The sequence below is a fragment of the Psychrobacter cibarius genome (assembly GCF_904845955.1).
In the GTDB taxonomy this organism is placed as follows: Bacteria; Pseudomonadota; Gammaproteobacteria; order Pseudomonadales; family Moraxellaceae; genus Psychrobacter; species Psychrobacter cibarius_B.
In genome coordinates this window covers 415426-428378 of sequence record NZ_CAJGYX010000002.1, presented here as the reverse complement: position 1 = coordinate 428378, position 12953 = coordinate 415426, and the positions used below count along the sequence as shown (strand labels likewise).

Genomic DNA, 12953 nt, shown 5'->3' with positions numbered 1-12953 from the left:
GGCGCATTACCAAGTATCGATTGTCTATTAAAATGGTTCAAGTGCGTATCCTATGCAAGTGAGTAATGATACTGTTTTTGAAATAAGGTGTTTTTGAAGTAAGGTTTTTTCGACTGATTTTTTGACTAAACGTTTTTCGACTATACGAGCTTGCTGATATAAGGTCAATTCTAGTCTGCATTCGACTACCAATAACTCAGCTGTCCGTCACTATTGTGCAACATGTCTTTAGTCAATCCCATATAAAATGGATGTGGTGTCAGGCGCGCTCAGTCTACTATTTTTAGTACTTTTGCTCGCCTTCCTTGTATCTAAATTATCTTGAACAAACTATATGTGATTCTAATGAACTGAATGTGACGTTGACTATATTCAACTTCAACTACATATCGGCTATTTGGTATAATGGCATTTCATGACTATAGGATCTGGTCACTGCCGAGTGTCTTTTATGAATTATAGGCACTGTCATTGCGTGTTTGCGAATATTCAATACAATCTAGTACAAACCAAAATATTTATAAGGTTTATTTTATGTCTGCTGATCGTCAGTCAACCACCGTATATTCGCCTTATTCTATAAACTTATCAGCAGATTTGTCTGATACTGAGCAGCAAGACATCAACAACCTGTTAGACTTGTTACCAGCACATACTGTCACTACAGATCATGAGGCGAATGAAACGCAGCCCATTCATGTCCAACGTTTCGTCGATGGTCGCGGACTTGCTTGTCCAATGCCGCTGTTAAAAACCAAAGTGGCATTACGTGACGTCACGGCTGGCGGTTCATTATATGTGGTCGCAACTGATGCCAACTCACAGGCTGATATCACCGCTTTTTGTCAACAAAGCCAGCAAACAAATGCCGCAAGTCAACTGCGATTAATCGTTAGTAGCATGACGGATCAGCCATCAGCGGATAGCTTATCAGCACAGCGTTTCGATACAATATATCACTTCATCATTACTAAAACTGATAGCAACTAAGTGTCGCTATCCTTTACAATTACAACTATAAAGATTTTTATCTGACTATTTGCGTCACTATTTAATCAAGGTCAAGAATATGGCTAATAATTCTATTGATACGGCAAAAACGAATAAAAAAGATGAGGCAGCTCCTATAAAAAACGAAGCACGTGATGCCGCATTAAAAGCTGCCGCCCAACGTCCACCTTATGATGCTAGCGCCTTAGGCGATACTAGCACCCGTGACTTAGTGCCAGCGATGCCGACTCATTTGTCAGCGCCTGGGGTCAATTTGGGCGCTTATATCAACACGGTGCACCAAATCCCAATTTTGACACCAATCCAAGAGCAAGAGCTGGCGCATCGTTATTATGATGAAGGCGATGTAGAAGCGGCGCGTCTGCTCGTGATGTCGCACCTGCGTTTTGTGATTCATATTGCCCGCAGCTACTCGGGTTATGGTTTGCCGCAAGCAGACTTAATCCAAGAGGGCAATCTGGGACTAATGAAAGCTGTAAAACGCTTTGACCCGAATAAGGGCGTGCGTTTGGTGTCATTTGCTGTGCATTGGATTAAAGCAGAAATCCATGAATTTGTGATTCGTAACTGGCGCATTGTCAAAGTCGCGACCACCAAAGCGCATCGTAAACTATTCTTTAACTTACGTAGTCTCAAAAAAACCAACAACCAACTCACGCTAGAAGAGGCTGATGCCATTGCCAAAGACTTAAATGTCACACGCAAGCAAGTGTTAGAAATGGAGTCGCGGCTTACCTCTTATGACGCCTCGTTTGAAGCACAATCTAGCGATGACGACGATGGACGTTATGCACCGCAGCTATTTTTAGAAGATGGTATCGATCCTGCCGAGCAGTTAGAAGAAGCAGATTGGGAAGAAAGCAACTCATCTGCATTGATTGCGGCAATGGATACCCTTGATGAGCGCTCACGCGATATCGTGGAGCAACGCTGGCTCTCTGAGCAAAAATCAACCTTACACGAATTGGCAGCCGTCTACTCGATCTCAGCAGAACGCGTACGCCAAATCGAAAAAAATGCCATGGACAAAATCCGCGAGGCAATGACCATTGATAGCGTTATTTTGCCAGACGATATTCAGTAGCAATTACCTATCAGTAGTGCCTGTCTTTCACCAGCGGTAGTTTTTAGATAATACGAGTTTGTCATGTTAAATTGGATAGGTATTGCGGCGATCAATATGGCCATTGCTGTCGCTTTAGGGGCGTTTGGGGCGCATGGCCTAAAAAACATCGCCAGTGCTCAACAACTCGAATGGTGGCACACTGCAACACTGTATTTGTTTATACATGCGCTGGGTTTATTACTGGTTGGTCTGTTAATTCGCCTAAGATATGCCACGCAAACCACCGCATGGCTATTACAAATTGGCGTAATAATATTTGCTGGTAGCTTATATGCAATGACACTTGGCGCACCACTTTGGTTTGGCGCGATCACGCCTATCGGTGGTGTACTAATGATTGCAGGTTGGCTATGGCTAGCATTGTCATCATTTAAGATGAACAAATTGGTCGCAAAATAGCCAGTTAAATAAGTAAATTAAATTTTAGAGCATGTCCTCATTTTGAAAATGGAGATAAAACTGAGGATACGCCTTAGTACGCACAAAAGGATAAAAAATCATTAAGGAGTATATTTTATGAGTACCATTATCGTTAATGGTAAGACACTACAGACTACCCATCAGACCGTGCAATTGGTCATCAATGAGCTTGGTCTTAGCCAAGGTCGTTATGCAGTAGAAGTCGATGGCGAACTGATTCCAAAGAGTGAGCTTGCTCAATTAAGTATCGCTGAAGGTATGAATATCGAAGTGGTACAAGCAGTCGGTGGTGGCTAATTAGCCAAAATAATGATCTGTTGATTTGAAAATGAATGTACTTAAAGAAATATATTTAAAGATGAGTTTTTAAAAAATAATTGCTCATAAAAAAGACCTCAACGTAGCAAACGTTCGAGGTCTTTTCCCGTTTTAGGCAATGTCATTTAGAGATATCTAAAAATGCGGCTATTTATACTATTTATTATTTCATCAGCCAGTAATCATTAACCTTTAAATATCCTAAACTCTATAACATTAGACTGCTGGAGCAGCATCGTCTGTCATCAGCTCTTCATAGCGTCCATCACGCCCAGCACCCTGAGTCTTTTTGCTCTCCAACTTGGTTTTATATTTGCGTACTTGTCTATCGAGTTTGTCTGCCATCTCGTTAATGGCTTTATACATATCATCGTCAAGCGCTTGGACAAACATCTCTTTACCCGAGACTCGCATAATCGCTTCAGCCTTATGGCTCTTTATAGCACCGCTGTTATCTAATGATAAAATGACTTGAATACTTTGTATTTGATCAAAATGACGACCAATTTTATCAAGTTTTTCTTGAACAGCTGCGTTCATAGCGTCGGTAACACTGATATGGTGACCACTGATAGAAACATTCATATTATTGTCCTTTTATTATGACTTACATTGTTGCCTACGTTGTTGCTTGCGTTGTTACTTACAATCAACAGATGAGCCAGCATTCCTGCTTTTTCACCCTGCCTTACCAACAATGAATGGGGTGTCTTTATTAATCAGCGCCTTTAATAATCGATACTGTTAGCAAAAATTGAACGTGTCCTTTTGTCGTCATTTTGACTAATGATATAAGTAAATACGCTAGATCGACACTTGGATTTCGTTGTTGGTATGACTCTAATTTGTCATGAATATCGAATAGTAGCAAGACAGTAAATTGTAATTAAATGTAATAAAAACGGTTGTTTCCTCAGTGTTTCTATATAATCAAAAAATTTTATTTTTTATATCTTCTAAAAAACATACTAACAACAGCATTACCCTTCTGCTAACTCATTGAATTGTGACATTTAATACTTCTGTTTACGCTGAGTAGACGAGCCAATATTCATTGCTTCACGATATTTGGCCACGGTTCTTCTGGCGATATCGATACCTTCCGATAATAAACAATCTTTTATGCGACTGTCAGATAATGGCTTTTTGGCATCTTCATCGGCTATCAGTTGCTTAATCATGGCGCTAATGGCAGTCGATGAAATATCACCGTCGGTACTGCTGACATGAGATGAAAAGAAATGTTTGAGTGAAAATAATCCCTGCGGCGTCAAAATTGTTTTACTGGTGGTTAGACGTGAAACGGTCGATTCGTGCAAACCCACTTCTTCCGCAATGGCTTTTAGGATGAGCGGTTGCATGGCAGTTGCGCCATGCTGCAAGAACTCTTGCTGATAACGCACGATACTGGTTGCCACTTTTAATAAGTTTTGATTACGCTCTTCGATACTACGAATAAACAAGCGGGCATCGGTGAGGTTTTCACGCAGATATTGATTGTCGGGGCTGTCATCACCGCGCTTCACCAAATTGGCATATTCTTGATTGACTCTTAGCTTTGGCATGGTGTCAGGATTGAGGCGCACATACCAGCCGTCCTCCTGCGTCGATGTATCTGAACTCGTCTGACTCTGATGGTGACGTATAGGCGTGACCAAAACATCAGGAATATCATAGCTGGCTGGCGACTGAGTATAGTCTGGTTGACTGCTTTGAAACAGCAATCCAGGTGATGGATTCAAGGTACGCAGCAAGTTAAGCGCGGGGGTAATCTGTGCAGGTGCGAGACCAGTCCGCTCAGTCAATGCTTTGATGTTATTGCTCACCAAATGCTCACTGGCTGACAATAATGCTTGCGCTTCTTTTAGATGGTCAGTATTTGCATCAAGCTTGGACAACTGAATCGCTAGGCACTCACTGAGATTTCGCGCCCCAACACCCAGCGGATCACAAGACTGAATAACACGTAAAACAGCCATGACTTCATCGTGCTCAACAGGCTCTTCCCATTGATAAAAACTTGCCATCGTATCGAAGCTTTGCAACAGCTCATCGATATCAAGCCGCACAAAACCCATGTCATCCATAGAATCCATCAGATAGGTTGCAATCAACATGTCCGCTTCTGAGAGATGCTTAAAGTTCAGCTGCCAGCGCACATGGTCTTGTATGGTGGCAGAAGTGCCGCCTTGATAACTATCAAAATCCTCGTCACTTTTGCTCCCCGAACTGCTTGCCGTAGATGCATAATTACTGCTATCAACACTACTTTCAAAGCTACTATAGTCGTCACTATCCATCGTATGATTGTCTATGGCACCATCATCGATACTGGTTTGCTGTAATTTGTCTAAGCTGTCACTAAAGTCTTCATCTGGTTCAGAGGTATGGGTATTACTCTCAGAGATTGTACTAAATGTATCATTACTCTGGTTCCAGCTATCAAGTGTCAATGACTCATCTACTCTATCGCCGCTGCCATAATCGTATTCATCTTCATCATCCTCAATACGTTCAAGCAATGGATTACTATCCAGCTTGGCCTGAACTTCTTGCGCAAGCTCAAGACTAGAGAGTTGCAGCAATTTAATGGCTTGCTGCATTTGCGGGGTCAGTTTTTGTGAGGTGCTCAGCGTGGTCGCCAATCCGAAAGACATACTCATGGGTGGCTTATTACACTCCGATACTGGTGATAGTCTATATATGTTGCCACTTAAAGTAGCGATTTAATGTTATCAGGACATGACGATAGCATTTTTCGTGGCAATTTTGCTATGATAATTTATAGACGGCCCAATACGCTTATTGCTCTCTACTTATAAAACTCTATAAATTTAACCGTTTTAGCATGAACTACTAAACAATAAACAACCAAATCTTGTTGATAATAATAAGGCTATATAAAAAATACAAGGTACATGACACAAAACCTTCGAGCCAATTGAATCACTCTTAACATTAACCGAGAATAATACGATGAATGACCAAGCAAACAAACCGCATCTTATCACTGCTGCGATTCAAATGAATAGCCAGCAAGACATCGAAAAGAACCTAGCGGCTATAAAAGCTGCCATCAGCGATGCCAGTCATCAAGGTGCTCATCTTGTTGTCTTACCTGAAAACTGCTGTAGCATGGGCGAGCAATTTGCCATCGCAGAGCGCTTTGATGCGCTATCAGCGACGATAGCAGACTATGCCAGTACTTACGGTGTCTATGTGCTGGCAGGCTCACTGCCCTGCCCTTATCGCCCTGATGGCGTCATCGTGCCTGATGGCAGACTACGCCAAGTCAGTCAGCTATTTGCCCCTGACGGCACGCGAGTGGCACGCTATGACAAAATCCACCTATTCACGGCGACGGTAGCAGATAAACATGGCAGCTATAATGAAGCGGCGACGTTTGAGCCTGGCACACAGACTGTAGTTGCAACAGTAGAGAGTGATCAAGCTGCCTATCAACTGGGTATGATGGTTTGTTTTGATTTGCGTTTTCCCGCATTGGCACAGCGCTTACGTCAAGCAGGCGCTGATCTATTAAGTGCGCCATCAGCATTTACTTACTTAACGGGGGAAGCACACTGGTCGCTGTTACTTCGCGCACGGGCGTTAGACAGTCAGTGCATGGTCATTGGCGCAGCACAAGGCGGCGACCATGTTTATAAAAACGGTGATATCCGTCAAACGTGGGGGCATACCACTATCACAGCTTTTGATGGCACGATTATTAACAGCTATGAGGATAGTGAATTAAACAACGCTATTAATAAAGATAATAAAAATTATGCTTTGATCTTGGCAACATTAGACAAACAGACTCAACAGCAAGGCCGCCAAAAAATGCCCATTTTTGATTGTCATCGTTTGGCGTAAGTCAGTTTCGATACTGAATAGTAAGTATTGAATATCGAATATTAGGTGTTGTTTTCTTCGGTCCGTGTATGAGTCGCGCGCGGATGGGCGCGATCATAGACTTGTGTAAGTTTAGCAAAATCGACATGGGTATAAATTTGCGTGGTACTGATATCGCTATGCCCAAGCATTTCTTGCACCGCGCGCAAATCACCACTGCCCGACAGCATGTGCGAGGCAAAACAATGACGCAATAGATGCGGATACATATTTTGTGCGATGCCGGCACGGGTAGCCGCAACTTTGAGACGCTGCTGCACTGCCCGTGTTGATAAACGCGTACCCAATTTTTCACTAATGAATAATGCGCTGTCCATTTGCTCCACCCACAGATTACGATGCGGTAGATAACGGCTAATCGCTTCTGCTGCCTTGATACCTAACGGCACCAAACGCGTTTTATTGCCTTTACCTGTCACGCGCACGCGCAGGTCTGACAAATCCACATCGACCATATCCAACGCGACCAACTCACCTACGCGCAGACCGCTGCTGTATAGCAATTCAAACATCGCCTTATCACGCAGCCATAGGCGCGCTTGTTCAGGTGTATCAGGCATCTCTTGGTCAAGCAGCTGAGTGAGCAAATCAACATCAGCGATAGACGGCAGCGGTCGAGGACTACGTTTGAGCTGATAGCCAGTCGTTGGGTTAATACGTGCTAAATCCTCTTCTATCAGCCAGCCATAAAAATGGCGAATGGCTGACAGCTCTTGCTGGACGCTGGCAAGTGCCAGCTTGTCTTCATCCAAGCGTTGGCTAATATGCTGGGCTAATTGGCGCTTATCGCAGCGCGTCCACGTCAGGCGTTTCCCACGTAAAAATAGCGCCAATTGGTTCAGTCCTGCAAAATAAGCGGTCAACGTATGCGGTGAATGGTTACGCACCGACAAGACATTAAGCCAACGATGCACGGGCGCTAACAAATCACGTAATGCAGCATCCGACTCTATAGCCGCGGCGTGATCGACTGATAGCCATACTTTTGCCTCAGAATCTGAAGTAGGCTCCATCGTATGATTGTTTTTATTGGACATAGCCCTATTATCCATTAGCCTTCTGGATTGGGCTTGATGCCCGCTTGGGCCATCAGACCATCTGGGCTAAATACGCCTTCGTAAACAAAGGCGGTCGGACCGGTCATCATCACTGAATAACCCGGCTGCCATTTGATGATCATACTGCCACCATAAAGCTGCGCACGCACGTCTTCGCCTTCATCGAGCCAGCCTTCGCGGATACCAACCGCTACTGCGGCACAAGCGCCAGTACCACAGGCTTGTGTCTCACCGACACCGCGCTCATAGACACGCAGACGAATGTGACGCTGATTCATCACTTGCATAAAGCCGACATTGACACGGTCAGGAAAGGCAGGATGCGATTCGATGGCTTTGCCTAAGGTTTCAACGTCGGCATCGAGCACGTTATCAACTTTAATAACGGCATGCGGGTTGCCCATATTGGCAACATAAAGCTGTACAGGAGTGCCATTTACATCGAGATGATAGGCGTTTTGAATTTTGGTTGTGGCTCTGGGGGTAAAAGGAATCTCACTTGGTTCAAACTTAGGCTTACCCATATCGACTTCGACCCAGCCATAACGATCAGTGGTCAATGAAATGATGCCGCTTGCCGTCTCAACGCGTAGGCGCTGTTTAAATGACAGTTTACGCGCTTGCACAAAACGAGCAAAACAGCGCGCACCATTACCGCACTGCTCAACTTCTGACCCATCAGCATTAAAAATGCGATAACTAAAATCAACGTCAGGACGCATCGGTGGCTCAACGACGAGCAGCTGATCAAAGCCAATACCCAAATGACGGTCACCCAGTAACTGTACCAAATCCTTGGTCAAATCTAAGCGCTGAGTCACCAAATCGATGACCATAAAATCATTGCCCAGACCATGCATCTTCGTAAATTCTATTAGCATATCCTTGTTATCCTATCCTATTTTTATGTATGTCTTATATTAGCACGCTGTCAGATACAATCATAACTATCACCGCTATCAAATACTAAGTTCACACGATGCTAAATCCACCTTGTACAGTCAAACTGATATCTCTCATTAGAGCAGGCCATAAAAAAGCCCATCATCATAAAGACAATGGGCTTTTTATCTAGAGCATGTCCTCAGTCTAAACGAAAACGCCTAAATGGGCTAAATCTGTTGGTCACCGATTTATTTACCTTGCCAAAATACTTCGTCTGCATATAGCGCTTCAATGGTTTCGCGTTTGCGAATCAGTTGATGGCTATCATCGGCGACCATTACTTCACTAGCACGCGGGCGTGAATTATAATTGCTACTCATGGTAAAGCCGTACGCACCAGCGCCTGTGATTGCTAAAACATCGCCTGCCGCGAGCGACAATAAACGGTCTTTCGCTAAAAAATCACCCGTTTCGCAAATAGCGCCAACGATATCCCATGGCTGTGTGCCATCAGTGTCGATGCCATTATCAGGCAAGACACTTGGAATGACTGCCATTTCAGCTTGATATAACGCCGGACGAATCAAGTCATTCATTGCTGCGTCAACAATGGCAAAGTTCTTATGTTCCGTTGGTTTGAGTACATCAACCTTGGTCAATAATATCCCAGCATTTGCCACAATACTGCGACCCGGCTCAAAGAATACCGTTAAGCCAAGCTCGCTAAGTTTCGGTAATAACGCTTGAGCAAACTCGTCGATAGATACTGGTGTCTCATCGATATAACGCACACCCAAACCACCGCCCAAATCGATATGACGCAGCTCGATACCTTTATCACGTAGGTTGTGTATCAGCTCAATCACTTTATCCAATGCCGCGACAAATGGCGCAACTTCAGTCAACTGCGAGCCAATATGACAGTCAATACCGACGATATCGATATGCGATAACTGCGCCGCTTGCTCATAGACGGCAACCGCGTCTTCGTGGGTGATACCAAATTTATTGTCTTTTAACCCTGTTGAAATATACGGATGCGTCTTGGCGTCGACATTGGGATTAACCCGTAGTGAAATTGGCGCAGGTTTATCCAATTTCTGTGCCACATCATTAATCAAAGTCAGCTCGCTGATTGACTCAACGTTAAAACAACCAATACCTTGGGTCAGGGCATACTCGATATCGCTATAGGTTTTGCCGACGCCTGAGAATACCACACGTGAAGCGTCACCACCTGCCGCCAATACGCGCATCAACTCGCCACGAGAGACGATGTCAAATCCTGCCCCTGCTTGCGCCAATATACCAAGTACCGCAAGGTTAGAGTTTGCTTTTACCGCATAACAAATCTGGTGCGTTAAACTGGCAAAACTATCGCTATAAGCTTGATAAACATCCAAAATGGCTTGTTTTGAGTAGACATAGCATGGCGTATCGTAGTGTTTAACCACATCATCAATATTCACCTGCTCCATATACAGTGCACCATCGCGATAATCTAGCGCGGGTAAATGGGCGGTTAAAGCTTGAGGATTAACATACAAGCCTTGCTCAGTTTGGATCGTGACAGATTCGCCAGTTTGTTGCTCAGAATGACTCATATAAACATCTCTAATTTCATCAGGTTACAAAGTTAAAAAATCTTAGGGTGCACACCGAAATCTCGTTGACGGCATTGAGTTTTTAATAAAAATCAATAATCATTCGGGTCTTCACTGGGTTCCGGTAGCTTAAAATCATCCATTTCTTGATGACCATCATCTTGTGTCGAATAGGTACTACCCTGTATGCCAGCGCTATCCGTAGCTCCTTGAACCGTCTGGCTACTAGCGTCGGCGAGGTATAGATTGCCTTTTTGACCGCAACCTGTCAAACCCATCATCATCACCCCACTAATAATAAAAGTGGAGATAACACGGCGACCAAGATCAGCGACATTAGTGTGCTCAGTTTTCGAAAAGCGGTTAATAGTAAACATAGAATAAAGAACCTGTGACTTTGCAATGGCATGAGGATGATAAAAAGCACGAGTCATAAAGGCGATAGATCAAACCCTATAGACAGCTAAATAAAAGCTATCGCCATCGCTAAAAAATGACAATATGACTGCTTTGGATAATAGCATTATTACATAATGCTGTGTGCATACTGAATATCCCTAATCAATAAATTTGGATGAGTTCGGTTTTGCTAAGTTTTGCTAAGCTTTACTAGACCGTGCGACTGCCATTTACTAAGCGAGCGTTGATACTAGCGGTCTTAATGTATCGCTATAATGGTAAAACAGCCTATTATATTTACTTAGACAAATTTTCTTACAATTTATTATGAGCTACTATATTTGGCTGTAGCAGCCGACAAACCCTAGCGACACTCGGTGTACAGTTGTATTGTCTATACCACATTCTATCAATTTAACCCTTATAGTTATCGTGGTATAGCCATAAAACTATGGTACATTATGTGTAGACCTTGCGACTGTGTTGAGGCGCTAGCATGCGACTTAACAAGCACTGATCAATAGTGCCAGCCCAAGAGTGACCAGAATCAGCAATGTACTTGCTTGACCTATGTCGGCATGGATGCGGCTGGTTTTTGTTTATTCAACCGGTACTCGTCTGTGATGAGTCACCCTTTACAAAATACAATCTAAGGACAGAGTATGAGCGCCAGCCTAACCACCACTTTTGATGACAAAAATACCGAAACATCGAATCTAATCAATCCCACCTTAGTCCTCAACTGCGGTTCTTCATCTATCAAATACGCGCTGATTAGCGAAGACAATTCTATTCGTATCACTGGTTTGGCCGAAAACTTAGGACTCGATACTGCTCGTATCAAACACACGACATTGAATGGTGATAAGCTGGAAATCTCTATCTCAGGTGGTCGTCATCAGTTAGCACTACAAAAAATCCTTGAGCTATTAGAACAGTATCATTTCATCGCCGTTGGTCATCGCGTGGTTCATGGTGGCCGTGAGTACTCTGCAGCAGTCCGTGTCGATGAGCATGTACTGGACGAAGTAAAACGCTTAAAAATACTCGCGCCCCTACATAACCCTGCTCATGCTTTAGGCATCGAAGCGGTACAGGCGATTTATCCTGATATTCCTCAAGTCGTCGTCTTTGATACAGCCTTTCACCAAACCATGCCTCCCGTTGCTTTTCGCTACCCACTACCAAAAGCCCTGTACGAAGAACACAAAATCCGCCGTTATGGCTTTCATGGTACGTCTCATGCTTACGTCTCAGAGCGTGCCAGTGAAATTACAGAGTCTAAAGGCCCACATGGCTGGCTTACAGCGCATCTGGGTAATGGCTGCTCGGCGACTGCCGTTTATGATGGTAAAAGTTTCGATACCAGTATGGGTCTGACCCCGCTTGAGGGGCTCATGATGGGTACGCGTAGTGGTGATGTTGACCCAAGTCTACACATACACCTAAAGCGCCAGCTCGGTATGAGCTTGGAAGAGATTGATGCCATGCTCAATAATGAAAGTGGTCTATTGGGTGTCTCAGGATTGTCTAATGATTTACGTACCGTCGAACAAGCGGCGAACGAAGGTCATGCAGATGCCAAACTCGCTATCGAGATGTTCTGTTACCGCGTCGGTAAATATCTTGCCAGCTTAAGCTGCGCGCTGCCAGAATTCACAGGCATTGTCTTTACAGGTGGTATCGGCGAAAACTCAGTCACCACCCGAACCAGTATCCTAGAAGTGATGCGTCATTTCGGCATAAAAGTAGACGCTGACAAAAATGCGAGCTTGTTTGGTGGTAGCGAAGGCAGCTTCCACGCAGACGATAGCAGCATCGAGCTGTGGGTTGTGCCAACTGATGAAGAGTGCCGTATTGCTCAAGAAACACGTGAAGCATTGGGCTTACTCTGAGCTCGACACTTTTTATAAGTTGCTTATATTATAAGTTGCTTATAATTTTCTCATAACCTTCTAGGGCGTGTCCTCATTTTAAAAATGGTGATAAAAATGAGATAAATTGCCGTCAAACAAGGAAAGTAGCGCAAATAATATCGAGATATTAATAAGCTAGTTGACGATGTTTGGCAAAATTTAGCCATTTTTAGTCCATTTAGATAATAATCGATTGAATTGAGGACACGCCCTAGTCGTCTTATAAGCTTTTATTCATTAGACGTTTTGGATTGTTTTTTGCCCAGCGTTTCTTATACATAGCCTATGATGAGAAGCGCGACGT

12 protein-coding genes are annotated in these 12953 nt (G+C 43.8%); 6 read left to right on the top strand and 6 right to left on the bottom strand.

The window, feature by feature from the left end:
- The first annotated feature begins 534 nt into the window (after positions 1-534).
- The 4 genes from JMV76_RS05275 (at position 535) to thiS (ending at position 2854) form a co-directional block, all read left to right on the top strand.
- Positions 535-990, top strand: a complete 456-nt coding sequence (locus tag JMV76_RS05275; protein WP_193009274.1) for a sulfurtransferase TusA family protein — start codon at positions 535-537, stop codon at positions 988-990.
- A gap of 241 nt (positions 991-1231) precedes the next feature.
- Positions 1232-2095, top strand: coding sequence for an RNA polymerase sigma factor RpoH (gene rpoH / locus JMV76_RS05270; protein ID WP_198329691.1), 864 nt, complete (start codon positions 1232-1234; stop codon positions 2093-2095).
- A 63-nt stretch (positions 2096-2158) separates the two neighbouring features.
- A complete protein-coding gene (locus tag JMV76_RS05265) occupies positions 2159-2536 on the top strand; it encodes a DUF423 domain-containing protein (RefSeq protein ID WP_201501890.1) in 378 nt (125 codons plus the stop codon).
- 117 nt (positions 2537-2653) lie between these two features.
- Positions 2654-2854: a sulfur carrier protein ThiS gene (gene thiS / locus JMV76_RS05260; protein WP_055123529.1), complete on the top strand. Its 201-nt coding sequence runs from the start codon at positions 2654-2656 to the stop codon at positions 2852-2854.
- 237 nt (positions 2855-3091) lie between these two features.
- Here thiS and hpf read toward each other — a convergent pair whose 3' ends face one another.
- Together hpf and JMV76_RS05250 are read right to left on the bottom strand one after the other, a co-directional pair.
- Complete coding sequence (gene hpf / locus JMV76_RS05255; protein WP_045443369.1) at positions 3092-3460, bottom strand: ribosome hibernation-promoting factor, HPF/YfiA family; 369 nt, start codon at positions 3458-3460, stop codon at positions 3092-3094.
- A gap of 428 nt (positions 3461-3888) precedes the next feature.
- Entirely contained in the window at positions 3889-5538 is a 1650-nt protein-coding gene (locus JMV76_RS05250; protein ID WP_201501889.1) for an RNA polymerase factor sigma-54, read from the bottom strand.
- A 313-nt stretch (positions 5539-5851) separates the two neighbouring features.
- On the opposite strand from JMV76_RS05250, the gene JMV76_RS05245 reads away from it, so the two are divergent.
- Entirely contained in the window at positions 5852-6748 is an 897-nt protein-coding gene (locus JMV76_RS05245; protein ID WP_201501888.1) for a nitrilase-related carbon-nitrogen hydrolase, read from the top strand.
- Between the two features lie 41 nt (positions 6749-6789).
- Here the strand turns inward: JMV76_RS05245 and JMV76_RS05240 are convergent, their stop codons facing one another.
- From JMV76_RS05240 to lptM, 4 genes are all read right to left on the bottom strand, one after another.
- Positions 6790-7824, bottom strand: coding sequence for a tyrosine recombinase XerC (locus JMV76_RS05240; protein ID WP_374190040.1), 1035 nt, complete (start codon positions 7822-7824; stop codon positions 6790-6792).
- A 14-nt stretch (positions 7825-7838) separates the two neighbouring features.
- Entirely contained in the window at positions 7839-8726 is an 888-nt protein-coding gene (gene dapF, locus JMV76_RS05235; RefSeq protein WP_045443366.1) for a diaminopimelate epimerase, read from the bottom strand.
- 252 nt (positions 8727-8978) lie between these two features.
- Positions 8979-10334: a diaminopimelate decarboxylase gene (gene lysA, locus JMV76_RS05230; protein WP_201501887.1), complete on the bottom strand. Its 1356-nt coding sequence runs from the start codon at positions 10332-10334 to the stop codon at positions 8979-8981.
- Between the two features lie 92 nt (positions 10335-10426).
- Positions 10427-10711 (bottom strand): LPS translocon maturation chaperone LptM, encoded by a 285-nt coding sequence (gene lptM / locus JMV76_RS05225; RefSeq protein WP_198329549.1) that lies wholly within the window; start codon positions 10709-10711, stop codon positions 10427-10429.
- 684 nt (positions 10712-11395) lie between these two features.
- Between lptM and JMV76_RS05220 the strand changes: the two genes are divergently transcribed.
- Positions 11396-12628, top strand: coding sequence for an acetate/propionate family kinase (locus JMV76_RS05220; protein ID WP_055123535.1), 1233 nt, complete (start codon positions 11396-11398; stop codon positions 12626-12628).
- The last annotated feature ends 325 nt before the right edge of the window (positions 12629-12953 follow it).

Coding starts and splice junctions, on each gene's coding strand:
- lptM (WP_198329549.1), bottom strand. CDS start 10,711: ATGTTTACTATTAACCGCTTTTCGAAAACTGAGCACACTAATGTCGCT.
- JMV76_RS05240 (WP_374190040.1), bottom strand. CDS start 7,824: ATGTCCAATAAAAACAATCATACGATGGAGCCTACTTCAGATTCTGAG.
- rpoH (WP_198329691.1), top strand. CDS start 1,232: ATGCCGACTCATTTGTCAGCGCCTGGGGTCAATTTGGGCGCTTATATC.
- hpf (WP_045443369.1), bottom strand. CDS start 3,460: ATGAATGTTTCTATCAGTGGTCACCATATCAGTGTTACCGACGCTATG.
- lysA (WP_201501887.1), bottom strand. CDS start 10,334: ATGAGTCATTCTGAGCAACAAACTGGCGAATCTGTCACGATCCAAACT.
- JMV76_RS05275 (WP_193009274.1), top strand. CDS start 535: ATGTCTGCTGATCGTCAGTCAACCACCGTATATTCGCCTTATTCTATA.
- thiS (WP_055123529.1), top strand. CDS start 2,654: ATGAGTACCATTATCGTTAATGGTAAGACACTACAGACTACCCATCAG.
- JMV76_RS05220 (WP_055123535.1), top strand. CDS start 11,396: ATGAGCGCCAGCCTAACCACCACTTTTGATGACAAAAATACCGAAACA.
- JMV76_RS05250 (WP_201501889.1), bottom strand. CDS start 5,538: ATGAGTATGTCTTTCGGATTGGCGACCACGCTGAGCACCTCACAAAAA.
- JMV76_RS05265 (WP_201501890.1), top strand. CDS start 2,159: ATGTTAAATTGGATAGGTATTGCGGCGATCAATATGGCCATTGCTGTC.
- dapF (WP_045443366.1), bottom strand. CDS start 8,726: ATGCTAATAGAATTTACGAAGATGCATGGTCTGGGCAATGATTTTATG.
- JMV76_RS05245 (WP_201501888.1), top strand. CDS start 5,852: ATGAATGACCAAGCAAACAAACCGCATCTTATCACTGCTGCGATTCAA.